The following is a 22375-nucleotide window of genomic DNA, read 5'->3' on the forward strand; positions in this document are numbered from 1 at the left end:
GCGTGATCTCTCTGCCGATCACTGGGCGGCGTAAAGTGCTGCGTTGCGGCGAGCCTCGGCGATGGCGGAAAACCGCGTATCGGCGAACCGGTCGCGATGCCCGGCGCGAAGGGCGGTCCGCTCTGTCAGAATGGCTTCCGTCCGGGCAAGTTCGCCAGCGCGCAAACCGGCGTCGATACAGATCCGTTCGAAGATATCGCGCTGCGCGTGGCTGCCCCCGATCGTCTGCATGTGCGCGCGGGCATGGCTCAGCATCTCGAAGGCGGCCTCGTACCGGCCCTCGCCGAAGGCTTCGAGCCCGCGTGCCGCCGCTTCGCCGGGATGGGCCGCGATACGGCCGGGCTCGGTGCGCGCTTTGCCCGAAGACGCGATCCGCGCGGAGAGGCGGTTTGCGCTATCGCGCCGACCGTCGCTCGCGAGCGCGAGCATGTAGTGCAGATCCGCAAAGACGAGGCAGCCATCGGTCAGCCGCGTCTCGGAGAGATCGGCCAGCTCGTCCCAGCGGTCGCCGCAGGCCACGCCCTCGAGCTCGAGCCGCATCAAGAGCGAGGTCGCGTTGGAGATGTCGCGGTAATCGTCCGTCTTCTCTTCGCGGATCTTGCCGTCGTAGAGCGCGAGCACCGTATCCGTCTCGCCCCGGTCGAGATGCAGGAGCGCCTTGTGCCACCAGACATGGAAGCGGAAGTTGTTGCAGTGGTCCCAGGCCGCTTCGTTCGCATCGAGAAGCGCGATCCCGGCATCGCTGCGATGGGTCATATCATAGACATGCGCGACGGCGTGCAGGCCCCAGGCATCGTCGGGCGCGACCTCAAGCGCCGCCCGCCCGGCGCTTTCCGCGGCATCGTAATCGCCGGTCTCCTCGAGCGCGAAGGCATGACAGCCGAGCGTGTAGCCTCGGAGCGGGTGATCCGCGCCATGCGCTGCGAGGGTATGTTCAACGGACAGGCGCATGCCGCGCGCATCCCCGAGAACGAAGCGGATCGCGTGACAGACCTTCATGGTCAGCGTGTCTGCGGGGTTGCGGGCCAGAACGGTCTCGAGGTGAAACACCGCCCCCGAGGGATGCCCCGAAAGCCAGGCCTCGAGCGCGGCGAGCCAGGCTGCCGCGCGCTGCGTGTCGTCTCCGCCCTCGACAGCCGCCCGCGCCCGCAGCGCCGCGTCCCGCGCCGCCTCCGTCATCTCCGACCTGCCCATGAGCATACAGAAGAGCCCTTTGGCCGCGTGGGGCAAGGCGGCATCCGGCGCGCCCTCCAGCACCCGCGCAAGATGATCGGGGGCCGCCGCGCCATGCGCGAGGAACGCGCGGATCATCGCGTTCCAGGCATCGAGCGCCGTGGCATCCCGGATCGCGATTTCGGAGCAGCATATATCGAACGTCATGGGGAAACCCCTGAGATTGGAGTGCGAAACTCCTCTTAGTGGTGACATAGAACGGCGTCATAAAATGTCTCACCGGCGCTTTTGCGCGCGTTTGTGAAGAGCCGTCAGGGATGTTTCAGCGTGCGCCACGCGCGCCGATAGCGCGTCGCAGAATGTCGCTCAGCGCCGCGTCATGCTCTCCGAGACGGGGCGGCGCCTGCCTGTAAGAGACCGGCGTGCGAGAGAATTTCAACGGATTTCCAAGAAGTTGCACATTGCCCTTCACGCTATCGTCCCGCTGCATGGTGATCACCGCCCCGCGCGCCTCGGCTTGATCCGAACTCAGCGCTTGCCGCACCGTATGGATCGGACCCGCAGGAACACCGACATTGGACAGCCGCTCAAGAATGTCGCGCGTATCCCGCTTAATGAGCAGTTCTGAAATAATCGGCGTCAGCGCGTCGCGATGGGAAAGACGCGAGGAATTCGTTGCGAACCGCTCGTCAGCAGCCGTCTCGGCGGCATCCAGCGCCCCGCAGAAGCGGCGGAACTGCGCGTCATTTCCGACAGCGAGGATGACATGCCCGTCCGCTGTCTCGAACACATCATAGGGGCAGATATTCGGGTGAGCATTGCCGCGCCGGACCGGATCCTTCCCGGAGGTGAGGTAATTCGTACCCTCGTTGATGAGCCAGGCCATCTGTGCATCGACGAGCGCAAGGTCGATATGCTGTCCCTCGCCTGTCGCGTCGCGATGCCTCAGCGCCGACAGGATGCCGATCGCGGCATACATCCCGCACATCACGTCCGCGATGCCGACGCCCACCTTCATCGGGGGGCCATCCGGCGCACCGGTGAGCGACATGATCCCGCCATAGCCTTGCGCCATCAGATCGTAGCCCGCGAGATGCGCGTTGGGACCGGTCTGCCCGAACCCCGAGATCGAGCAATAGACAAGGTCCGGATGCGCCGCCAGCATCGTCTCGTGATCGAGGCCGTATTTCGCGAGACCGCCAGGTTTGAAATTCTCGATGACCACGTCCGCGGCCGCCGCGATCTCGCGCACGAGCGCCACGCCGTCCGTTGTCGAAATATCCGCGGTGACGGAGAACTTGTTGCGGTTCGCGGCCATGAAATAGGCGGAAAGATCACTCTCTCCGTCCGTCGTCTCGGCATAGGGCGGCCCCCAGGCGCGGGTATCGTCACCGCCGGATTTGGGGTTTTCGATCTTGATGACCGTCGCGCCGAGATCCCCCATGAGCTGCGTCGCGGTCGGCCCGGCGAGGATGCGCGAGAGATCGCAGATGACGAGACCGGCGAGCGGACCCTTGGGCTCAGATGCGTCCGTCATAGGCTCTCCGGTCAATCTCCGCGGCGATAAGGGTAAAGGTATCGGCCTTCAGCGCTTCGGCGAGCGCGGCTTCCAGCCCGTCGCGAGACGAGACCTGCACGCCCTGCCCGCCCATGGCCCGCGCGAGGCCGGGGAAGTCCGTGCCCGCGAAATCGACACCGGCATTGGGCAGCTGGCGCTGACGCTGCTTCATCTCGATCAACGCAAGCGAGCGGTCGACGAACACGACGAAGATCGGCCGCACGCCAAGCTCCGCCGCAGTGGCAAGCTCGCCCGCGACCATGAGGAAGCCCGCATCGCCCGAGAAGGAGACGACCGGCACGTCGGGCGCTGCCAGCGACAGGCCGATAGCGAGCGGCACGGCGCAGCCCATCGTGCATAGCCCGGAAGATTGCACGAGACCGCGCGGGGCGTAGGTCGTCCACATCTGGCTGAGAAGTATGCGATGCGCGCCGCTATCCGCGGTGGCGCGGGTGGTCTCGGGCAGAACCTGGCGGCACGTCTCGATCACGACGCCAGGGCCCCAGTCCGGCTCCGGCGCGAAAGCCTGCGACAGCGCCGCCCTCGTTTCGGCGATCCGATCGCCCCAGCCGGAGGCGCGGCCTGCGCCTTCGGTCAGCGCATCGAGGCTCGGGCCGACTCCGCCGATCACGTTCACGCTGCCCTGGTGCATGTAATGCAGGTTTGGCGCGGCGGAGATGTCGATCACGCTCTGGCTGCCCGGATCCACCGCATCCTGCCAGCCGGTCCGCATCTCGATCGGATCGTAGCCCGCGAGAATGACCACGTCCGCATCCGCGACAAGCCGCAGAAGATGCTTGTCCGCCTTGGGTGAGAGGCCTGCGCCGCCGAGTGAGAGCTCATGCGTTTCGGGAATAAGGCCCTTACCCTTGTAGCTCGTGACAAGCGGCGCGCCGAGCGCCTCCACCGCGCGAAGGATGGCATCGCCCGCGCCTTCGTTCACCGCATCGACGCCTGCGACGATCAGCGGGCGCTTCGCCTCGGCGACGGCTTGCCGCGCGGCCTCGAACTCCGCGCTCGGCGCAGGGGCCACGGGCAGCGCCGGGCGGCGGCGCAAGGCCGGACGTGCCTCGGCGGGCGCGTCGGCGACGGAGACCGGCACGTCGATATGCACCGGGCCCGGCCGCGGATCGGTCGCGATCCTGACCGCCTTGTCCGCGATGACTTCCGCCGCACCGGCGCTGAAGGTGAAGCTCGCCTTGCAGATCGCTCCGAAAACGGCGCGCTGGTCGAGCACCTGGTGGGTGTAGCGTTCGGCCTCGTCGGCATCGATCGCGCCGGTGACGACGATCATCGGCACGCGGTCCTGCCGGGCATTCTCCACGACATTGATGGCGTTGAGCGCACCCGGTCCGACCGTCGCCAACAGAACGGCGGGCGCGCCGTCCACGTGATGCACGCCCTCCGCGATGAAACCGCCCGCGTTTTCGTGCCGAACAAGGGTGAAGCCGAGGCCCGCCGCCTCGAAGGCGTCGAGCAGCGTCAGCACCTCGCCGCCGGGCATGCCGAAGACGTGCCGGCAGCCCGCATCGTAGAGGCGGCGAGCAAGGATATCGGCGGCGCGCGTTTGGGTCATGTCAGGGCTTTTCGCATCTGGCCGAACAAGACGGAAGCGGGGCGCGAAAGGCAAGCCGGGTCACGCGGCTTCACCGAAACGTGGCAAAGCGAAACCGCCGCCGGATCTCTCCGGCGGCGGCGCGTTGCAGGTCAGCCAATCAGTTCAGCGCCTGGTCGGTGATGTCATGGGTCCAGGCGCCTTCGCCCGGCTCCTCGGTGATCGCCGGGTTTTCCTCGGAGATCGCCGACAAAAGCGTGTCCACGGTCTGCTGGTAATCCTCGGGATCGAGCGCGCCGTCGGAGCCCGCGGTCAGCTTGGCAACCTCGCCCATCATGTAGGTCTGGTGCTCGAGGGTCTGCGCGCCGGTCATGTCATTGTCGACGACGATCTGCGCGGCTTCTTCGGGGTTCTCTTCGGCCCATTTCCAGCCCTTCATCGAAGCGCGCACGAAGCGCACCATCTTGTCGGAAAACTCGGGATCTTCGAGATCTTCCTCCAGGACATAAAGGCCGTCCTCGAGCATCCCGACGCCTTCCTCGAGATAGTTGAAGTTCACGAGATCATCGGCGGTATAGCCTGCATCGAGGACCTGACCGTATTCGTTATAGGTCATCGTGGAGATGCAATCGGCCTGCCCCTGAAGGAGCGGATCGACGTTGAAGGCCTGCTTCAGAACGGTCACGCCGTCCTCGTCCGCGCCATCGGTGCCGACGCCGAGCTGCGCCATCCAGGCGTAGAAGGGGTATTCGTTGCCGAAGAACCAGACGCCAAGCGTGCGGCCCGGGAAATCCTCGGGCGTCTCGACGCCGGTTTCCTTGAGGCATGTCAGCTGCAGCCCGCCGGTGGCGAAGGGCTGTGCGATGTTGACCAGCGGCACGCCGCGTTCGCGCGCGGCCAGCGCCGCCGCCATCCAGGTCACGATCACGTCGGCCCCGCCGCCCGCGATCACCTGTTCGGGCGCGATGTCGGGCCCGCCGGGCTTGATCTCCACGTCGAGGTTCTCTTCCTCGTAGAAGCCCTGCTCCTCGGCCACGTAGTAGCCTGCGAACTGGGCCTGCGTGACCCATTTCAGCTGCAGCGTGACCTCGTCCATGTCCTGGGCATGCGCGAGTGGCGCGAGCAGGCTGAACGCGGCGGCCCCTCCGATCAATGTTCTTTTCATGTCTTACCTCCTTGTCGGTCCTGTCTTCCGCCCGGCATCTCTAGTGCCGGTGCGACGGGTGCCAGAACGTGACCCGTTTCTCGAGCGCGGCGACCGCGCCGTAAAAGAGCGTGCCCGCCAGCGCGGCGACCACAATCTCCGCCCAGACCATGTCGAGCGCAAGCTGTCCCACCGAGGTTGAGATGCGGAAGCCGACACCGCGGATCGGAGAGCCGAAAAATTCGGCAACGATGGCCCCGATCAGCGCCAGCGTGGTCGAGATCTTGAGCCCGTTGAAGATGAAGGGCATCGCCGCGGGAAGCCGCAGCTTCACCAGCGTCTGGAAATAGCCCGCGCCATAGGTTCGCATCAGGTCGCGCTGCATGGCACTGGTATCTGCAAGACCCGCGACCGTGTTCACCAGCATCGGGAAGAACACCATCACGACCACCACCGCCGCCTTGGAGTGCCAGTCGAAACCGAACCACATCACCAGGATCGGCGCGGTACCGACGATGGGCAGCGCCGCCATGAAATTCCCCACGGGCAGGATGCCCCGGCGCAGAAATTCCGTCCGGTCGGCGAGGATCGCGAAGGCGAAAGCGGCAAGACAGCCGATCACGAAGCCCGAAAGCGCGCCTTTCACGAAGGTCTGGACGAAATCCTCCCAAAGCGTGCCCGCCTGCGCCACGAAGGTCGCCGCGATCGCGCTTGGCGCGGGCAGGATCACGCCCGGCACGGCGAGACCGCGCACGATCAGTTCCCACATGGCGATGAGCGTGAGCCCGAAGATCACCGGCACCGCGATCTGCGCCGCGCGGGTCTGAGAGACCGGCCCATGCGCGAGCCGCGCGTTGAGCGCCCAGCCCGCCGCCCAGAGGATGAGCGCGAAGACGACGAGGATCATACCGCCGCTCATTGCTGCATCCCCATGCGCCGCAGAAGCACGCGCTCGAGCGCGCCGATCAGCCCGACCGACAGGGCCGCGAGGATCGCCGCGGCGAAGAGCGCGGACCAGATCTGGATCGTCTGCCCGTAATAGCTGCCCGCGAGCAGCCGTGCGCCGAGCCCCGCGCTCGCGCCCGTGGGCAACTCTCCCACGATCGCGCCCACGAGCGAGGCCGCGAAGCCGATCTTCAGCGAGGCGAAGAGATAGGGCATCGACGAGGGCAGCCGCAGCTTCCAGAACATCTCGGATTTTTTCGCGCCATAGGTCCGGAGAAGATCGAGCTGCATGGAATCGGGGCTTCTGAGACCCTTCACCATGCCGACGATCACCGGGAAGAAGGACAGATAGGCCGAGATCACCGCCTTCGGGATCAGGCCCTGTATTCCCACGGAATAGAGAACGACGATAATCATCGGCGCGATGGCGATGATCGGGATCGTCTGGCTGATGATCGCCCAGGGCATCACGCTCATGTCCATGACCCGGCTATGCACGATCCCGACCGCCAGAAGGATGCCCAGCCCCGTGCCGATGGCAAAGCCGAGCGCGGTGGCCGAGAGCGTAACCCAGGCGTGGTAGATCAGGCTGCGCGGCGAGGTCGGCGCGAGAACGGCGGTCGAGTTCCAGAGTTCCACCGACACCTGGTGCGGCGCGGGCAATTTGGGGCGGTCCTGCACATAGGCATAGCTCAAGGCGACGCCGGGATTGCGAAGCGCGAGCGCAGTGCCCGACATGCCGCGCCGGTCGGACGGGCTTTCAGGGTCGACCGCGATATCGGCACGCGAGGCCGTCAGCACCGATTGCGGCGCGTTCATCGGAATGCAGGCGAGATACCAGAGCGCGAGGATCGCCGCGACGACGGTCAGAACCGGCGCGAGCCCGCGCGAGAAACCGCGCGCCCAGAGCGCGACCCGCCCCGACCGGCCGACACCTGCGCCCTGCGCTGCAAGTGGGGCGGTATTGCTCATGCGCGCCACTCCATCCGGATCTCGGGAATACCGTCATTGCCCTCGAGCCCGCGGGCCACTTCGACAAACCCTTCACGGGCATAGAAGCGATGCGCCTGCTCGTTCGCCTCGTGGCTGTTGAGGCTGAGCCGCGTGCGGCCCGACTTGGCCCGGTCGAGTAGCGCGCGCCCCCGGCCCCGGCCCGGCTCTGCTACGTAAAAGCCGCTGATATGGCAGCGCTCGGGATCGAGCGAGAGATACCCCTCGGCCGGTGTGCCGTAGACCCAGACCTCGCGGTTCGGAAACCCTTCGGCAAGATAGCCGCGCAGCTCCGCTTCGCTGGGCGAGGCCGGCATCCAGTCGATGCTGTCGAGCCAGCGCCGGACGATGGCGGCGCAGGCGGGCACATCCTCCTGGGTGACGGGCCGCACGATCATGCCACCTCCATACCGGCGCGCAGGCCCTCGCGGACGCGGTGCGCGACCTCGATGAATTCGCGGCTGTCGCGGATATCGAGCGGGCGCTCTTTCGGCAGCGGGCTGTCGATCACGTCCGAGATGCGGCCCGGACGCGGGCTCATCACAACGATCTTGGTCGACAGATACACCGCCTCGGGGATCGAATGCGTCACGAAGAGCATGGTCTTCTGGGTCCGGTCCCAGAGCTTCAGAAGCTCCTCGTTCAGCCTGTCGCGCACGATCTCGTCGAGCGCACCGAAGGGCTCGTCCATCAAAAGGATCGGCGCGTCGAAACTGAGCGCGCGGGCAATCGAGGCGCGCTGCTGCATCCCGCCCGAAAGCTGCCAGGGATATTTCTTCTCGAATCCTGCCAGATCAACGAGTTCCAGCGTTTCCTTCACCCGCCGCGCCTTCTCGGAGGACGAATAGCCCATGATCTCGAGCGGCAGGCGGATATTGCCGCCGATGGTGCGCCAGGGATAAAGCCCCGCCGCCTGGAAGACATAGCCGTAAGCGCGCGCCTTGCGGGCCTCATCGGGCGTCATGCCGTCCACGGTCAGGCTGCCGCCCGTCGGCGTCTCGAGCCCCGCAACGCAGCGCAGGAACGTGGTCTTGCCGCAGCCTGAAGGGCCGATGAAGGAGACGAACTCGCCTTTGGACACGTCTAGGTCAACATCCTTCAGCGCATGAACCGGGCCGTCATTGGTCTGGAACGTGAGGTTGAGATCCTTGGCGCGGATCACGGGTTGGGCAGTCATGCGGCAAGTCTCCTTGCGCTGTCCTTGAACTCGGCGGCGGGCGCGTCTGTCAATTCACGTACCGGAGTGCCGGTAGCCGCGATGTGCTGCGCCACGATCCGATACCCGAGTCTGTATCCAAGCCACATCGGGCGATCTTTCGTGCCGAAAAACCATTCGGCGTGATCGTAAGGCGCGGCCCATTGCTCCAGCGCATCGCCGAGCGCATCGAGATCACCGTCGCGCGGCGCTTCGAATATCTCGGGCGCGCTGTCGAAGATCGCGTGCACGTAGCGGCCAGCTAGCCCCTCGGTGACCAACGCTTCGCCGAGCGTGCGGCCATATCCCTGCGTGCGCCAGCGGATCGTATGGTTCGCCTCGTGCGCGATCATGCGCTCCAAAGGTTCGCCGAGATTGCCTTCGAAATTGGGATTGCCGGGATCGCATATCAGCCGGATCGTCCAGCCCGAGGGCGAGAAGCCCGCTAACCCCATCTCTTCGATGACTCCGCCCGGGATGTCCTCCACGATGATGTCGATATCGGACATCCCTCCAGCTTCGAGGACTCGCGCCTCGGCCCGGTCGATGGCGTCGCGGATCTCGGCTTCCTTCGGGGAAAGCCGGCCGCGCGCATCGGCGAGATGGACAATCCAGTGGTCGGGCATCAGATCCCCGCCGGAATGTTCATCGGGTCGCGGTGGATCTGCTTGGGCGCGGTCAGCGCCTTCCACTTCGACAGCGCCGTATGCGCCGAGGGGAAGGCCGGACGCGGAACGAAGCGGCCGCGACCGGGCTGCGGCTGGGAATTCTGACCCCAGGCCCAGATGACCTCGCCCCTGCTGATCGTGTAGCGCGGCTGCGCTTTCACCTCGAAGCCCTCGAAGACATTGTAATCGAGGATAGAATGATGATTGGACGCGCTGATCGTCTTGGTGATCGAGGGATCCCAGACCACGATATCGGCATCCGCACCTTCCACGATGGCGCCTTTCTTGGGGTAGATGTTCAGGATCTTGGCAACGTTCGAGGACGTGACCGCGACGAATTCGTTCATCGTCAGGCGGCCCGTCTCGACACCTTCGGTCCACAGAACGCCGAGACGCTCTTCGAGGCCGTTGGAGCCGTTCGGGATCTTGGTGAAATCGCCGACGCCCATGCGCTTCTGCTCGGTCGAGAAGGCCGCATGGTCGGTTGCGACCACTTGCAGCGAGCCCGCCTGCAAACCGGCCCAGAGGCTGTCCTGATGTTCCTTGTTGCGGAACGGCGGCGACATCACGCGGCGCGCGGCATGGTCCCAATCCTTGTTGAAATACTCGCTCTCGTCGAGCGTCAGGAATTGCGCGAGCGGCTCGCCGTAGACGCGCATCCCCTTCTGGCGTGCACGGCGGATCGCTTCATGCGCCTGCTCGCAGGAGACGTGCACGATGTAGAGCGGCACGCCCGCCGCATCGGCGATGGTGATCGCGCGGTTCGCGGCCTCGCCCTCGAATTCGGGCGGACGAGAATAGGCATGGCCCTCGGGGCCGGTGATGCCCTGCTCGAGCATCTGCTGCTGCATGTCCGCGACAAGATCGCCGTTTTCGGCATGGACCATCGGCAGCGCGCCGAGCTCCTTGCAACGCTTGAAGGAGGCGAACATCTCGTCGTCCTCGATCATCAGCGCGCCCTTGTAGGCCATGAAATGCTTGAACGAGTTGACACCCATGTCGACGGCGTCCTTCATCTCGTCGAAGATCGTCTCGTTCCAGCCCGTCACCGCCATGTGGTAGCCGATATCCGAGCAGATCTGCGGCGCCGACTTGCGGTGCCATTCGTTGATCGCGTTCTTGATCGAGCCATCCGCGCCCGGCAGGCAGAAATCGACAAGCATGGTCGTGCCGCCGCAGGCCGCCGCCCAGGTGCCTGTCTCGAAGGTCTCGGCGGCGGTGGTGCCCATGAAGGGCATCTCGAGATGGGTATGCGGGTCGATCCCGCCGGGGATCACGTAAGCCCCTTCGGCGTCGATATATTCATCGCCCTTGAGGTCTTCGCCAATCTGCTTGATCGTCTCGCCCTCGATGAGGATGTCCGCCTTCCAGGTGCGGTCGGCGGTGACGATTGTGCCGTTCTTGATGACCTTGGTCATGGGGCTCTCCCTTTTGGTTGCCGCGCATGCGCCGGGGCATGCGGAGAAGTCAGGTTGCGCGCGCTATGCGCCGGCATCGATGCAGACCTGGTTGCCGTCCGCATCGGTGACAGGCTCGGCAGGGTCGCCATTCGCCGGCACGACCGACTGGCAGCCGCGCGCGTCGACGATGAGCTGCGCCTCGGACGTGTCGCTCAGGATCGCGGTGCCGTCGGCCAGGATCCGCAGCGGTCCATCGCCACCCCCGCCTCCGCCGAACCGGCCGCAGCCTGCCGCGACGAGGCAGAGCGCGAAGCCGAGGACGATTTTCATTCCACGATCTCCGCGGTTTCGACGACCGCATGCATCAGAACGTCCGCACCGGCGCTCGCCCAGTCCTTGGTGATCTCTTCAGCCTCGTTATGAGACAGACCATCGACGCAAGGACACATGACCATCGCCGTCGGAGCGACCTGGTTGATCCAGCAGGCGTCATGACCCGCGCCCGAGACGATGTCACCATGCGAGTAGCCAAGACGTTCCGCCGCATCCCTGACCGCCGAGACGCAGCCCTCGTCGAACGTCACAGGGTCGAAATGGCCGACCGGCTCGATCTCGAGGCCGAGACCGAGATCTTCGGCGATCTGGGCGGCTTCGCGTTCGAGGCGCTCGCGCATCGATGTCAGCTTCTCGAGGTCCGGCGAGCGGAAATCGATGGTGAAGACCGCCTTTCCGGGGATCACGTTGCGCGAGTTGGGATAGACGTTCGCCTGCCCCACCGCGCCCACGGCATTCGGAAGATGATCCATCGCGATCTGGTGCACCGCCTCGGTGATCCGCGCCATGCCGAGCCCGGCATTGACCCGCATTTCCATCGGCGTCGAGCCGGTATGCGCGTCCTTGCCGGTGAGGGTGACCTGCAGCCACCAAAGCCCCTGCCCATGCGTGACAACGCCGATATCCTTGCCTTCGGCTTCGAGGATCGGACCCTGTTCGATATGCAGCTCGAAGAAGGCATGCATCTTGCGCGAGCCCACCGGTTCCTCGCCGCGCCAGCCGATGCGGTCGAGCTCGTCGCCGAACCGCTTCCCCTCGGCGTCTTGCCGGTCTTCGGCCCAGTCCTGTTGATGCACCCCGGCGAAGACGCCGGAGGCCAGCATGGCCGGAGCGAAGCGCGTGCCTTCCTCGTTCGTCCAGTTCGTCACGACGATCGGGTGCTTGGTCTTGATTCCGAGATCGTTGAGCGTCCGCACGACTTCGAGACCGCCCAGCACGCCGAGCACGCCATCGTATTTCCCGCCCGTCGGCTGCGTGTCGAGATGCGAGCCCACATAAACCGGCAGCGCGTCGGGATCGGTGCCCTCGCGCCGGGCGAACATGTTGCCCATCGTATCAAGGCCCATCGTGCAGCCCGCCGCCTCGCACCAGGACTGGAACAGCGCGCGGCCCTTCGCGTCGTCATCGGTCAGCGTCTGGCGATTGTTGCCGCCTGCGACACCCGGGCCGATCTTCGCCATCTCCATGATGCTGTCCCAGAGACGGTCGCCATCGATCCTGAGGTTCTCGCCCGGTGCTGCCATGTCACATCCCTGTTGTCTCGTGCCGGCGCCCTGCTTGACCGGGGCGGCATCTGTTTTTTACCATTTGGTCAAGGCACGATTGCAATGCCCCCCGGTCCTGTCAAGTTCACCCGGGACGGAAAGACCGGATTGACTGATTAAAGCTTATCGCCTTTGCACAACATGTCATCATCGGAATAACCCTATGGCCGCAGACGGCACCGCGCTTCCGGCCAAAGGCCGCAGCCGCATTCAGGAGCGGAACAGAACGCGCATCCTCGATGCGGCGCTCGACGTGTTCTCGGCGCATGGCTTCCGCGGCGCGACACTCGACCAGATTGCCGAGCGGGCGGGCATGTCGAAGCCGAACATCCTGTATTATTTCGACGGCAAGGAAGCGATCCACGTTGCGCTGCTGGGCGCACTGATGGAAACTTGGATCGCCCCGCTGCGCGCACTCGGCCAGACCGCGGAGCCGAAAGCCGCGCTCATGGATTACATTCATGCCAAGCTCGAGATGAGCCGGACGATGCCGCGAGAGAGTCGCCTCTTCGCCAACGAAATCCTGCAAGGGGCGCCCCGGATGGGTCCTCACCTCGAGAGCGAGCTGAAACCGCTTTTCGACGAGAAATGCGCGCTCATTCGAGGCTGGGTGAGCACGCGACGGATCGCACCGATAGACGCGGAGCACTTCCTGATGACGATCTGGGCGGTGACGCAGCATTACGCGGATTTCGAAGCGCAGATCGACACGCTTGTCCCGCGTGACGCGCATTGGGCGCGCGCACGGCGGCATGTCGATGCGGTCTTTGCGCCCATGCTCGAGCCAGGCGCCGATTAACGAAATCTTCAGGTCGCGCGCGGTAGGGTCGGCACATGCAGATGACGCGCGTCACCTCCAGCCAGACCCGGGACCAATGGCTGGCTCAGCTTTTCGGGGCCCAGGCCGTCCACAAAGGCGGCGTGGTGCGGCGATCGGTGCGGGACGTGGATCGGATGATCGGACGGGAGCCGTTCAAGCGCGAAGTGCAGTTGCGTGGATTTCACCTGCTGGAATGCGGGGGGCAATTCATCGTGATCTGCAATTCGGGCCGAATGGTCGTTCATGTATGACCCGTTAATGACGATCTTATCTAAGATCGTATTGATAAAATTATCTAATTTTATCAATCTTGGGCAACTTTCTGCCCGTGCGACAGCATCATCTACCGCTTCCCATGACGCCGCTGACGCCACTGCCGTCCCGGCCGCGCGTCTTGCGCACGACCAGGACGGGAAGGATATCACTCCGCCGCCTGTGCCGCGGGGTTGTTCGGATGGGTCGTCCAATTGGCGTATTCGGACTCGACCACGCGGCCCGTCCGCGGATCGGTGGCCCCTGGCTCCAGTTCGACCATCGTGATGCAGTCCTCGACGGGACAGACGTCCACACAGAGATTGCAGGCAACGCATTCTTCGTCGACCACCTCGAACACGCGACCGGGCTTCATCGCGATCGCCTGGTGCGAGGTGTCCTCGCACGCCGCGTAGCACCGGCCGCACTGGATGCAGGCATCCTGGTCGATGCGCGCCTTCGTGACGTAGTTCAGATTGAGATATTGCCAGTCGGTGACATTGGGCACGGCGCGGCCGACGATCTCTGCGGTGCTGGTATACCCTTTCTCATCCATCCAGGCAGACAAACCGCGTGTCATCTCCTCCACGATGCGGAACCCGTAGGTCATCGCAGCGGTGCAGACCTGCACGTTGCCGCAGCCAAGCGCCATGAACTCCGCCGCATCGCGCCAGGTCGTCACGCCGCCGATACCCGAGATAGGCATGCCGCGCGTCGCCTCGGCGCGCGCGATCTCAGACACCATCGACAGCGCGATCGGCTTGACCGCCGGGCCGCAATAGCCGCCGTGGCTTCCCTTGCCATCGATGGTCGGCTGCGGGCACATCTGATCGAGATCGACCGAGGTGATCGAGTTGATCGTGTTGATGAGGGAGACGGCATCCGCCCCGCCGTTCCGTGCCGCCTCGGCCGGCTTGCGGATGTCGGTGATGTTCGGCGTGAGTTTCACGATCACCGGCCTGTCGTAATATTCCTTGCACCAGCGCGTGACCATCTCGATGTATTCCGGCACCTGACCGACAGCCGAGCCCATGCCCCGCTCGCTCATCCCGTGCGGGCAGCCGAAATTCAGCTCGATCCCGTCCGCACCGGTTTCGGCGACGCGCGGCAGGATCGCTTTCCAGGCGGCCTCCTCGCAGGGCACCATGATCGAGGCGATGAGGGCGCGGTCGGGATAATCCGCCTTCACCCGCGCCATCTCCTCGAGGTTCACCTCGAGCGGACGATCGGTGATGAGCTCGATATTGTTGAGACCCAGAAGCCGCCGGTCCGCACCGTAGATCGCGCCGTAACGCGGGCCGTTCACGTTGACGACGGGCGGTCCCTCGGCGCCGAGCGTCTTCCAGACGACGCCGCCCCAGCCCGCCTCGAAGGCGCGGCGCACGTTGTATTCCTTGTCAGTCGGCGGCGCGGAGGCCAGCCAGAACGGGTTGGGGCTCTTGATGCCCACGAAATCGGTCGTCAGATCAGCCATATCCGTGTTCCCTCCTGGGATCTGTTATTCTGTGCCAGAGCGATGCCGCGGCAATCATTCCGCCGCCGCACCCCGCGCGGCCTCACCGAGACGTGCGCCGGTCGCAGTGGCGGCCACACCCATCAGCTCGGCGTGAATATCCTCGGCCGCATCGCGTCCTTCGGCGACGGCGACCACGGTGAGATCCTCGCCCGGCGTGCAATCGCCGCCCGCCCAGATCCCGGCTTTCGACGTGCGGCCCGTCGCGGAGACACTGATCTTGCGGCCATCCATCTCGAGCCCATCTACCGGAACCAGCGTCTGGCCGATGGCGCGGAACACCTGATCCGCCGGCAGGCGCAAGGTCTCGCCCGTGCCCTTCAGTCCCGACCCGTCATCGGCGGTGTATTCGAGCTCGATCTCGGCGGCGGCACCGTTGCCGTGAATGGCCTTGGGCTGGGCGTTGCAGACAATCCGCACGCCCCTGGACGTCGCAAGATCCTGCTCGTAGCGCGACGCGCCCATCCGGTCCTTACCCCGGCGATAGGCGATCGTGACGTTCTCCGCCCCGAGGAGCTTGGCCTGTACGCCCGCGTCGATGGCCGTCATGCCGCCGCCGATCACCACCACGTTGCGCCCCACCGGCAGGGAGGAGAGATCCGGAGACTGGCGCAGCTCGGCGATGAAATCGACGGCGGCGTCGACGCCGCCACGATCCGCGCCGTCGACATCCAATGCGTTCACGTCGGCGAGACCGACACCGAGAAAGACCGCGTCATGCTCCGCGGCGAGCCCGTCGAGCGACAGATCGCGACCGAGCGCCTTGCCATATTCCATCGAAATCCCGCCGATCTGGACCAGCCAGGCCACTTCCTTCTGCGCGAAATCATCTGTCGACTTGTAGGCGGCGATACCGAATTCATTGAGCCCGCCCGGCTTTTCCTTGGCCTCGAAGATCGTCACGGAGTGACCCTTCATCGCGAGGCGATGCGCGCAGGCAAGACCCGCGGGCCCTGCCCCGACGACCGCGACACGCTTGCCGGTCTCGGGCGCGCGGGAATAGGGATGGCTCTGCCGGGCCATCAGCGCGTCGGTTGCATGGCGCTGGAGGCGGCCGATCTCCACGGGCTTGCCTTCGGCGATCTCACGCACGCAGGCGCCTTCGCACAGATCCTCTGTCGGGCAGACGCGCGCGCACATGCCGCCGAGGATATTCTGGTCAAATATCGTCCGCCCCGCTGCCTCGGCCTGTCCGGTCGCGATCTGCCGGATGAAGAGCGGAATGTCGATCTCGGTCGGGCAGGCTGTGACGCAGGGCGCGTCATAGCAGAAATAGCAGCGATCGGCGGCAACGGCCGCCTCGTGCGGATCGAGCGGCTTGTGCAGATCGGCGAAGTTCTCGGCAATCTCGTCGCCGGGCATTCGCCCGGGCACGATGCCCGGCGTGAGCGGGTCGGCCATTGGTTCCCTCCTGTTTATTCTTGCAGGAAGCCTGCCACGGAAATTTTTTTTATCAAACGGTAAATTTTCTCAGTGGCATTTTTCCGGCCTGCGTCGCTCCTCGAGACGCTCGAATTGCCCGTTTTTCCATCACCAATCGTCAATGCGCCCGCAAACGCGCGCATCCCTGGGGGTAGCGCCCTGCCCGGCATCCGACTAACAATCGTCCGCAACACCGAAAACAGGGAGGGACGAGATGAAGAAATGGATGCTGGGAGCTGCGCTCTGCGCGATCTCCTCGATGGCGGCGGCCGATGTGAAGGTCGGCATGATCACGACTCTGTCGGGCGGCGGCGCAGGCCTCGGGATCGATGTGCGCGACGGCTTCCTGCTGGCACTCGAGCAAGCCGGTCGTGACGACATCGAGATGGTCATCGAGGATGACGAGCGCGCGCCGGATGCCGCCGTGCGGATCGCCGACCGGATGATCCAGTCCGAGCGCGTGGACATCATGACCGGAATCATCTGGTCGAACCTCGCGATGGCGGTCGTGCCGGGCGCGGTCGCGCAAGGCGTCTTCTACCTCTCGCCCAATGCCGGGCCCTCGCAGCTTGCAGGGCAAGGCTGCCACGAGAACTACTTCAATGTCGCCTGGCAGAACGACAACCTGCACGAAGCCGCGGGCGCATGGGCGAACGAGACAGGCTACTCCAACAGCTTCATCCTCGCGCCGAACTATCCGGCAGGACAGGATGCACTGACCGGCTACAAGCGGATGTACGAGGGCGACCTCGCGGGCGAGATCTACACCGATCTCGGCCAGACCGACTATGCCGCCGAAATTGCCCAGATCCGGGCGTCGGGTGCCGACAGCGTCTTCTTTTTCCTGCCTGGCGGCATGGGGATCTCGTTCCTGAAGCAATATGCCGATAGCGGCGTCGAGCTGCCGGTGATCGGGCCCGCCTTCTCGTTCGACCAGGGAATCCTGCAGGCGGTGGGCGACGCCGCGCTCGGCGTCGTGAACACCTCGCAATGGTCCAAGGACATCGAGAACGAGACCAATGCCGCCTTCGTCGAAAGCTTCGAGGCGGAATACGGCCGCCTGCCGTCGCTCTATGCGAGCCAGGGTTTCGACACAGCGAACCTTTTGATCTCGGCGCTCGACGTGGCGGATCCGTCCGAAGACCCGGACGCCTTCCGCGAGGCGCTGCGCGCGGCGAATTTCGACAGCACGCGCGGCGACTTTGCATTCGGGCCGAACCACCATCCGGTGCAGGACATCTATGCGCGCGAGGTTATCCAGGAGGACGACGTCTTCACCAACCGCATCATCGGCACCGCGCTCGAAGATCACGCGGACGCCTACGCCGCCGAGTGCCAGATGTGAGCCGGCTCGGGCGGGGGCCTCGCGCCCCTGCCCGTCCGATCTGACCCCGCCGTCCACTCCGCCTGCCGAGTCCGCTTTCCATGTCCACGATCCTCGTCATCGAACAGGTCATCAACGGCCTGCAATTCGGCGTCATGCTGTTTCTCATGGCGGCGGGCCTCACGCTGATCTTCGGCGTGATGGGCCTCATCAACCTCGCGCATGGCTCGCTCTACATGATCGGGGCCTTCGCGGCGGCCTGGGTCGCAGGGCTGACCGGATCGTTCCTGCTGGCGCTCGTCGCCGCGATGGCCGCCGCAGCGCTTGCCGGCGCGCTCGTGGAGATGGTCGTCATCCGCAGGCTCTACGCCGCCGATCACCTCGACCAGGTACTCGCAACCTTCGCGCTGATCCTGATCTTCTCGGAGGGGACGCGCTGGGTGTTCGGTTCCTTTCCGCTCTACCTCGACATTCCGGAGGCCCTGTCGGGCACCGTGACGCTGCCTGGCGGCATCGCCTACCCGCTCTACCGGCTCGTGCTGATCGGGATCGGGCTTACCGTGGGCCTCGCGCTCTGGGCACTGATCGAGCGCACGAGGATCGGAATGCAGATCCGCGCGGGCCGCGACGACAGGGAGATGATCGCGGCGCTGGGCGTCGATATCTCACGGCTTTACACGGGCATCTTCGCGCTTGGCGCGCTTTTGGCCGGGCTTGCCGGGGCGTTGGTCGGCGCGATCCAGTCGGTGCAGGTCGGCATGGGTGAGCCGGTGCTGATCCTCGCCTTCGTGGTCATCGTGATCGGCGGGATCGGCTCTATCAAGGGCGCGTTCATCGGCGCGCTACTGGTCGGGCTCACGGACACGCTGGGCGGCATTTTCCTGCCCGAGATCTTCAAGCTGTTCACCGACGCCTCGACGGCGACGCAGGCCGGGTCGGCCCTCGCCTCGATGGCGATCTACATCCTCATGAGCCTCGTTCTGATCTGGCGGCCCACCGGATTGTTTGGGCGGGCCGCATGATCCCCGAACGCCACCTCAACATCGCGGTGCTGATGCTGTTCTTCGCGGTGCCCGCCTGGGCGCTGATCATGGACGAGCCCTTCACCATCACGCTCGCGACGCGCGCCGCAATCCTCGCGCTCGCGGCTACCGGCCTCAATATCGCGCTCGGGCTGGGCGGTCTCGTCAGCCTCGGCCATGCGATCTTCTTCGGGATCGGCGGCTACGCGATGGGTGTCCTGGCTTTCCACGCGCAAACCTATACGCCGATGCAGCTTGGCGGCTTCGAGATCGCGGGCACGAAGTCCATGCCGGTGATCTGGCTGGTGGCGCTGGTCGCATCTGGCATTGCGGCGGTCTTGGTCGGGCTTCTGTCGCTCAGGACGAGCGGTGTTTATTTCATCATGATCACGCTCGCCTTCGGGCAGATGTTCTACTACTTCGCGATCTCCTGGCGCGCCTATGGGGGCGAGGACGGGTTGTCGATCTATGTTCGAAACGACTTTCCCGGCCTGAACACGCTTGACCCGATCCAGTTCTTCGGCCTCTGCGCGACGCTCCTCTGTCTTGCGCTTCTGGTCTTCTGGCGGCTCGCCCGTTCGCCCTTCGGCCTTGCGCTCGGGGCCGCGCGGCAGGTGCCCCAGAGGGTCGAGACGGTCGGGCTCGATCCGGTGCGGCTCAAGCTCGTGGCCTTCGTTCTCTCGGGCATGATGACCGGCCTCGCGGGCGCGCTCTTCGCCGATCTCAACCGGTTCGTGAGCCCGACAATGTTCTCCTGGCAGTTCTCGGGCGAGCTGATCGTGCTTGTCATCCTCGGCGGTGTCGGGCGGCTGATGGGCCCGCTCATCGGCGCGGGTCTGTTCGTGACGCTCGAACATGTTCTCGGCGACATCACCGATTTCTGGCACGTGATCCTCGGCGCGATCCTGTTGGTGATCGTGCTCTTCGCGCGCGGCGGCGTGGTCGGGCTCTTTTGCGGAAAGGCACGGCCCGATGCCTGATCCGATCCTCACCACGACGAACCTGCAAAAGAGCTTCGGCGCGCTGAAGGCGACGGATAGCGTTTCCCTTGATCTGAGGCAAGGTGAGATCCACGCCATCATCGGCCCGAACGGCGCGGGAAAGTCGACGCTGATCGATCTCATCTCGGGGCGCACCCAGCCCGATGCGGGCAGCGTCACGCTGCTGGGCCAAGACGTGACCCATGCGGGCACGGCGGCACGGGCACGGGCGGGGCTTGGCCGCACCTTCCAGATCTCCGCGCTCGCGATGGAGGATACCGTCCTTCAGAACGCGGTCCTCGGCGCGATGGGCGCGAGCGGCAAGCCGTGGCGTTTCTGGCGTCCCGCGCTCTGGGATGCGGACTTGCGGATGCGGGCCGAGGAAGCGCTGAGGCGCGTCGGGCTTGCAGATGATGCAGGCAAGCGTTGTGCCGAGCTCAGCCACGGGCAGCGCCGCCAGCTCGAGGTGGCCGTCGCTCTGACACTCTCCCCGCACGCCTTCATCATGGACGAGCCGATGGCGGGCCTCGGGGCCGAGGGCTCACGGCTTCTCACGGGCTTTCTCGACAGCCTTCGCAGCGAAGCGCCGATCCTTCTGGTCGAGCACGACATGGACGCGGTCTTCGCGCTCGCCGACCGGATCAGCGTTCTCGTTTACGGACGGGTGATCGCCACCGGCACCGCCGCAGAGATCCGCGCCAGCCGCGAGGTTCGTGATGCCTATCTCGGGGAGGATGCATGAGCCTTCTCGAAATTCGAGACCTGACCGCAAGCTACGGCGTCACGCAGGCGCTGCACGGCGTCGACCTCAGTATCGATGCGGGCGAGATCGTCGCGCTGATGGGCCGGAACGGCATGGGCAAGACGACAACCGTCAAGGCGATCTGCCGGATCATCGCGTCGGAGGGCACGCTGCGGCTCGGCGGGACGGATCTGCACCGGTTGCCAAGCCATCGCGCCGCACGGCTCGGGATCGGGCTCGTGCCCGAGGGGCGGCGCTGCTTTCGCGATCTGACGGTGTCGGAGAACCTCGTCGCGACGGCGCGGCCCGGAGAGTGGACGCAGGCGCGCGTCGAGGAACTTCTGCCCAAGCTCGGCCAGCGCCGCGATCAGCGGGCGGCATCGCTTTCAGGCGGCGAGCAGCAGATGCTCGCCATCGGGCGCGCGCTGATGACCAATCCGCGCCTTCTGATCCTCGACGAGGCGACCGAGGGTCTCGCCCCTCTCGTCCGGCAGGAAATCTGGCAGGCCATCGCCGAGCTCGGGCACTCCTCGGGCATGGCGATCCTCGTCATCGACAAGGCGCTGCGCGAGATGGCCCGGATCGCAAGCCGCGCGGTCATTCTGGAGCGTGGGCGGTCGGTCTGGTCTGGGCGGATGGACGCCCTCGACGAGGAAACGGCGCGCCGACTGATCGGGGTGTGATCGTGGCCACGACCGGCGGTCAGAGATCTTTCGACGCCCCGTCGGCGCCCGACAGTGTCAGCCCTTCCCAAGCCTCTCCCATCGCCACGATGCAGGATTGCCCGTTGGCATAGCTCTGCACGAGCGTCCATTTGCCTGTCTCCGGCACGGTCCAGATCTCGAGAACCACGTCCGGCGCGCGCAGGCCGCGCCCGGTGAGTTCGGCCCCGTAGCTGAGCGTCAGCTTCCGTTCGAGCCGGTCCTCGGCATCGCACAGAACATCCGCCACCTGCGCCGCGGCGGGCGATGCGGCGAGGCACGCGAGAACGGGAATGACAAATCGCTTCATGTTCAGGGCTCTAAGGGCTGACCAGTCCAGTATGTAACACTTTTATAACAAAAGACCCGAATTTTCCGTTATCGCCCGTGCGATTGCCCGCCGGACCGTCACGCAATCGATACGTTTCTGTCGCGAAACTTTTTCCGAAGTGTCGCGGAACTTTCTCATCGCGCCTGTAGCTCGCTCCCAGCTTAGGGGGACAGGCATGCTGGAAATCGACGCGCTGACCAAAAGGTTCGGCCCGAACACCGCCGTGGATGCGGTGAGCCTTACATTCGACAAGCCGGCGATGATCGGCATCATCGGTGCATCGGGCGCGGGTAAATCGACATTCCTGCGAATGGTGAACCGGCTGACGGACGCCACCGAGGGCCGCATCATCTTCGAAGGCACCGACGTGACGGCGCTCAAGGGCAAGGCACGGCGCGGATGGCAATCGCGCTGCGCGATGATCTTCCAGCAGTTCAATCTCGTGCCCCGGATGGACGTCGTCTCGAACGTGCTGCACGGCACGCTCAATCGCCGCTCGACGCTGGCCACGATGTTCAACGTCTATCCCGAGGCCGACATTCACCGCGCGATCGAGATTCTCGACCGTCTCGGGATTGCCGAGCAGGCGCCGAAGCGCGCCGAGGCGCTGTCTGGCGGACAACAGCAGCGTGTCGCGATCGCCCGCGCGCTAATGCAGGATCCCGCGATGATCCTTGCCGACGAGCCCATCGCCTCGCTCGATCCGATGAACGCGCAGATCGTCATGGATAGCCTGCGCCGCATTCACGAAGAAGACGGGCGCATGGTGATCGCCAACCTGCACACGCTCGACACCGCGCGGCGCTATTGCGACCGCGTGATCGGGATGCGTCACGGCCGCGTCGTCTTCGACGGAAGGCCCGACCAGCTCACGGTCGGTGTCGCACGCGACATCTACGGTGCGGGGGCGGATTTCTCCGAAAGCGCCACCTCCACCGATCTCGAAACCCTGGACAGACAACCGGATGCTGCGGCCACGGCCAAAGCCTTCGTCTGAGCCAGTACCCTGCCCGCCTGCCAGCGGGCCTATCCTCAATGGAGA

General features: G+C 65.3%; 23 protein-coding genes. 8 read left to right on the forward strand and 15 right to left on the reverse strand.

The features are described from left to right. Positions 1-18: 18 nt before the first annotated feature. From BM171_RS06125 to BM171_RS06180, 12 genes are all read right to left on the reverse strand, one after another. On the reverse strand, positions 19-1380 hold the full coding sequence (locus tag BM171_RS06125) for a tetratricopeptide repeat protein (protein ID WP_093009948.1): 1362 nt from the start codon (positions 1378-1380) through the stop codon (positions 19-21). A 115-nt stretch (positions 1381-1495) separates the two neighbouring features. Beyond that, positions 1496-2710 carry a CaiB/BaiF CoA transferase family protein gene (locus tag BM171_RS06130; RefSeq protein ID WP_093009949.1) on the reverse strand — a complete coding sequence of 405 codons (1215 nt, stop codon included), beginning with the start codon at positions 2708-2710 and terminating at the stop codon, positions 1496-1498. Further along, positions 2694-4307, reverse strand: coding sequence for a thiamine pyrophosphate-binding protein (locus BM171_RS06135; RefSeq protein ID WP_093009950.1), 1614 nt, complete (start codon positions 4305-4307; stop codon positions 2694-2696). Before BM171_RS06135 ends, BM171_RS06130 begins: the two co-directional genes overlap by 17 nt. A gap of 139 nt (positions 4308-4446) precedes the next feature. Next, positions 4447-5451 (reverse strand): ABC transporter substrate-binding protein, encoded by a 1005-nt coding sequence (locus tag BM171_RS06140; protein ID WP_093009951.1) that lies wholly within the window; start codon positions 5449-5451, stop codon positions 4447-4449. A 40-nt stretch (positions 5452-5491) separates the two neighbouring features. Continuing rightward, entirely contained in the window at positions 5492-6337 is an 846-nt protein-coding gene (locus tag BM171_RS06145; RefSeq protein WP_093010114.1) for an ABC transporter permease, read from the reverse strand. A gap of 8 nt (positions 6338-6345) precedes the next feature. Continuing rightward, entirely contained in the window at positions 6346-7347 is a 1002-nt protein-coding gene (locus BM171_RS06150; protein ID WP_093010115.1) for an ABC transporter permease, read from the reverse strand. Then, positions 7344-7763: a GNAT family N-acetyltransferase gene (locus BM171_RS06155; protein ID WP_093009952.1), complete on the reverse strand. Its 420-nt coding sequence runs from the start codon at positions 7761-7763 to the stop codon at positions 7344-7346. Before BM171_RS06155 ends, BM171_RS06150 begins: the two co-directional genes overlap by 4 nt. After that, positions 7760-8542: an ABC transporter ATP-binding protein gene (locus BM171_RS06160; protein WP_093009953.1), complete on the reverse strand. Its 783-nt coding sequence runs from the start codon at positions 8540-8542 to the stop codon at positions 7760-7762. Before BM171_RS06160 ends, BM171_RS06155 begins: the two co-directional genes overlap by 4 nt. Continuing rightward, entirely contained in the window at positions 8539-9186 is a 648-nt protein-coding gene (locus BM171_RS06165) for a DUF2268 domain-containing putative Zn-dependent protease (RefSeq protein WP_093009954.1), read from the reverse strand. Before BM171_RS06165 ends, BM171_RS06160 begins: the two co-directional genes overlap by 4 nt. Further along, positions 9186-10646, reverse strand: a complete 1461-nt coding sequence (gene hydA / locus BM171_RS06170) for a dihydropyrimidinase (RefSeq protein WP_093009955.1) — start codon at positions 10644-10646, stop codon at positions 9186-9188. The genes BM171_RS06165 and hydA overlap by 1 nt, the downstream gene beginning before the upstream one ends. 63 nt (positions 10647-10709) lie before the next feature. Continuing rightward, the gene (locus BM171_RS06175; RefSeq protein ID WP_093009956.1) at positions 10710-10958 is read right to left on the reverse strand and encodes a hypothetical protein; all 249 of its coding nucleotides are present in this window, start codon (positions 10956-10958) and stop codon (positions 10710-10712) included. Then, positions 10955-12205: a Zn-dependent hydrolase gene (locus BM171_RS06180; protein ID WP_093009957.1), complete on the reverse strand. Its 1251-nt coding sequence runs from the start codon at positions 12203-12205 to the stop codon at positions 10955-10957. The genes BM171_RS06175 and BM171_RS06180 overlap by 4 nt, the downstream gene beginning before the upstream one ends. A 184-nt stretch (positions 12206-12389) precedes the next feature. On the opposite strand from BM171_RS06180, the gene BM171_RS06185 reads away from it, so the two are divergent. Continuing rightward, positions 12390-13025, forward strand: a complete 636-nt coding sequence (locus tag BM171_RS06185) for a TetR family transcriptional regulator C-terminal domain-containing protein (protein WP_093009958.1) — start codon at positions 12390-12392, stop codon at positions 13023-13025. A 35-nt stretch (positions 13026-13060) separates the two neighbouring features. After that, positions 13061-13297 carry a hypothetical protein gene (locus tag BM171_RS06190; RefSeq protein WP_245760196.1) on the forward strand — a complete coding sequence of 79 codons (237 nt, stop codon included), beginning with the start codon at positions 13061-13063 and terminating at the stop codon, positions 13295-13297. 170 nt (positions 13298-13467) lie between these two features. Here the strand turns inward: BM171_RS06190 and preA are convergent, their stop codons facing one another. Together preA and BM171_RS06200 are read right to left on the reverse strand one after the other, a co-directional pair. After that, positions 13468-14772 (reverse strand): NAD-dependent dihydropyrimidine dehydrogenase subunit PreA, encoded by a 1305-nt coding sequence (preA, locus tag BM171_RS06195; RefSeq protein WP_093009959.1) that lies wholly within the window; start codon positions 14770-14772, stop codon positions 13468-13470. Positions 14773-14826: 54 nt separating this feature from the next. Further along, entirely contained in the window at positions 14827-16212 is a 1386-nt protein-coding gene (locus BM171_RS06200) for an NAD(P)-dependent oxidoreductase (protein ID WP_093009960.1), read from the reverse strand. A 235-nt stretch (positions 16213-16447) separates the two neighbouring features. Here BM171_RS06200 and BM171_RS06205 point away from each other — a divergent pair, with 235 nt between their 5' ends. The 5 genes from BM171_RS06205 to BM171_RS06225 all read left to right on the forward strand — a co-directional run bounded on the left by BM171_RS06205 (position 16448) and on the right by BM171_RS06225 (position 20984). Continuing rightward, complete coding sequence (locus BM171_RS06205) at positions 16448-17578, forward strand: ABC transporter substrate-binding protein (RefSeq protein WP_093009961.1); 1131 nt, start codon at positions 16448-16450, stop codon at positions 17576-17578. Between the two features lie 80 nt (positions 17579-17658). Further along, entirely contained in the window at positions 17659-18579 is a 921-nt protein-coding gene (locus tag BM171_RS06210; RefSeq protein WP_093009962.1) for a branched-chain amino acid ABC transporter permease, read from the forward strand. Beyond that, positions 18576-19559, forward strand: a complete 984-nt coding sequence (locus tag BM171_RS06215) for a branched-chain amino acid ABC transporter permease (RefSeq protein ID WP_093009963.1) — start codon at positions 18576-18578, stop codon at positions 19557-19559. The genes BM171_RS06210 and BM171_RS06215 overlap by 4 nt, the downstream gene beginning before the upstream one ends. Beyond that, a complete protein-coding gene (locus BM171_RS06220) occupies positions 19552-20301 on the forward strand; it encodes an ABC transporter ATP-binding protein (protein ID WP_093009964.1) in 750 nt (249 codons plus the stop codon). The genes BM171_RS06215 and BM171_RS06220 overlap by 8 nt, the downstream gene beginning before the upstream one ends. Beyond that, complete coding sequence (locus BM171_RS06225) at positions 20298-20984, forward strand: ABC transporter ATP-binding protein (RefSeq protein ID WP_093009965.1); 687 nt, start codon at positions 20298-20300, stop codon at positions 20982-20984. The genes BM171_RS06220 and BM171_RS06225 overlap by 4 nt, the downstream gene beginning before the upstream one ends. A gap of 19 nt (positions 20985-21003) precedes the next feature. On the opposite strand, the gene BM171_RS06230 is transcribed toward BM171_RS06225, so the two are convergent. After that, the gene (locus BM171_RS06230) at positions 21004-21312 is read right to left on the reverse strand and encodes a hypothetical protein (RefSeq protein ID WP_093009966.1); all 309 of its coding nucleotides are present in this window, start codon (positions 21310-21312) and stop codon (positions 21004-21006) included. Between the two features lie 196 nt (positions 21313-21508). On the opposite strand from BM171_RS06230, the gene phnC reads away from it, so the two are divergent. Next, positions 21509-22330 (forward strand): phosphonate ABC transporter ATP-binding protein, encoded by an 822-nt coding sequence (phnC, locus tag BM171_RS06235; protein ID WP_093009967.1) that lies wholly within the window; start codon positions 21509-21511, stop codon positions 22328-22330. The last annotated feature ends 45 nt before the right edge of the window (positions 22331-22375 follow it).

Origin of the sequence: Roseivivax halotolerans, from assembly GCF_900115815.1 — a bacterium.
Lineage (GTDB): Bacteria > Pseudomonadota > Alphaproteobacteria > Rhodobacterales > Rhodobacteraceae > Roseivivax > Roseivivax halotolerans.

What these genes read in the sequence shown, in the direction of transcription:
- BM171_RS06125 (WP_093009948.1), bottom strand. Translation starts at nt 1,380, where the DNA reads ATGACGTTCGATATATGCTGCTCCGAAATCGCGATCCGGGATGCCACG.
- BM171_RS06130 (WP_093009949.1), bottom strand. Translation starts at nt 2,710, where the DNA reads ATGACGGACGCATCTGAGCCCAAGGGTCCGCTCGCCGGTCTCGTCATC.
- BM171_RS06135 (WP_093009950.1), bottom strand. Translation starts at nt 4,307, where the DNA reads ATGACCCAAACGCGCGCCGCCGATATCCTTGCTCGCCGCCTCTACGAT.
- BM171_RS06140 (WP_093009951.1), bottom strand. Translation starts at nt 5,451, where the DNA reads ATGAAAAGAACATTGATCGGAGGGGCCGCCGCGTTCAGCCTGCTCGCG.
- BM171_RS06145 (WP_093010114.1), bottom strand. Translation starts at nt 6,337, where the DNA reads ATGATCCTCGTCGTCTTCGCGCTCATCCTCTGGGCGGCGGGCTGGGCG.
- BM171_RS06150 (WP_093010115.1), bottom strand. Translation starts at nt 7,347, where the DNA reads ATGAGCAATACCGCCCCACTTGCAGCGCAGGGCGCAGGTGTCGGCCGG.
- BM171_RS06155 (WP_093009952.1), bottom strand. Translation starts at nt 7,763, where the DNA reads ATGATCGTGCGGCCCGTCACCCAGGAGGATGTGCCCGCCTGCGCCGCC.
- BM171_RS06160 (WP_093009953.1), bottom strand. Translation starts at nt 8,542, where the DNA reads ATGACTGCCCAACCCGTGATCCGCGCCAAGGATCTCAACCTCACGTTC.
- BM171_RS06165 (WP_093009954.1), bottom strand. Translation starts at nt 9,186, where the DNA reads ATGCCCGACCACTGGATTGTCCATCTCGCCGATGCGCGCGGCCGGCTT.
- hydA (WP_093009955.1), bottom strand. Translation starts at nt 10,646, where the DNA reads ATGACCAAGGTCATCAAGAACGGCACAATCGTCACCGCCGACCGCACC.
- BM171_RS06175 (WP_093009956.1), bottom strand. Translation starts at nt 10,958, where the DNA reads ATGAAAATCGTCCTCGGCTTCGCGCTCTGCCTCGTCGCGGCAGGCTGC.
- BM171_RS06180 (WP_093009957.1), bottom strand. Translation starts at nt 12,205, where the DNA reads ATGGCAGCACCGGGCGAGAACCTCAGGATCGATGGCGACCGTCTCTGG.
- BM171_RS06185 (WP_093009958.1), top strand. Translation starts at nt 12,390, where the DNA reads ATGGCCGCAGACGGCACCGCGCTTCCGGCCAAAGGCCGCAGCCGCATT.
- BM171_RS06190 (WP_245760196.1), top strand. Translation starts at nt 13,061, where the DNA reads ATGCAGATGACGCGCGTCACCTCCAGCCAGACCCGGGACCAATGGCTG.
- preA (WP_093009959.1), bottom strand. Translation starts at nt 14,772, where the DNA reads ATGGCTGATCTGACGACCGATTTCGTGGGCATCAAGAGCCCCAACCCG.
- BM171_RS06200 (WP_093009960.1), bottom strand. Translation starts at nt 16,212, where the DNA reads ATGGCCGACCCGCTCACGCCGGGCATCGTGCCCGGGCGAATGCCCGGC.
- BM171_RS06205 (WP_093009961.1), top strand. Translation starts at nt 16,448, where the DNA reads ATGAAGAAATGGATGCTGGGAGCTGCGCTCTGCGCGATCTCCTCGATG.
- BM171_RS06210 (WP_093009962.1), top strand. Translation starts at nt 17,659, where the DNA reads ATGTCCACGATCCTCGTCATCGAACAGGTCATCAACGGCCTGCAATTC.
- BM171_RS06215 (WP_093009963.1), top strand. Translation starts at nt 18,576, where the DNA reads ATGATCCCCGAACGCCACCTCAACATCGCGGTGCTGATGCTGTTCTTC.
- BM171_RS06220 (WP_093009964.1), top strand. Translation starts at nt 19,552, where the DNA reads ATGCCTGATCCGATCCTCACCACGACGAACCTGCAAAAGAGCTTCGGC.
- BM171_RS06225 (WP_093009965.1), top strand. Translation starts at nt 20,298, where the DNA reads ATGAGCCTTCTCGAAATTCGAGACCTGACCGCAAGCTACGGCGTCACG.
- BM171_RS06230 (WP_093009966.1), bottom strand. Translation starts at nt 21,312, where the DNA reads ATGAAGCGATTTGTCATTCCCGTTCTCGCGTGCCTCGCCGCATCGCCC.
- phnC (WP_093009967.1), top strand. Translation starts at nt 21,509, where the DNA reads ATGCTGGAAATCGACGCGCTGACCAAAAGGTTCGGCCCGAACACCGCC.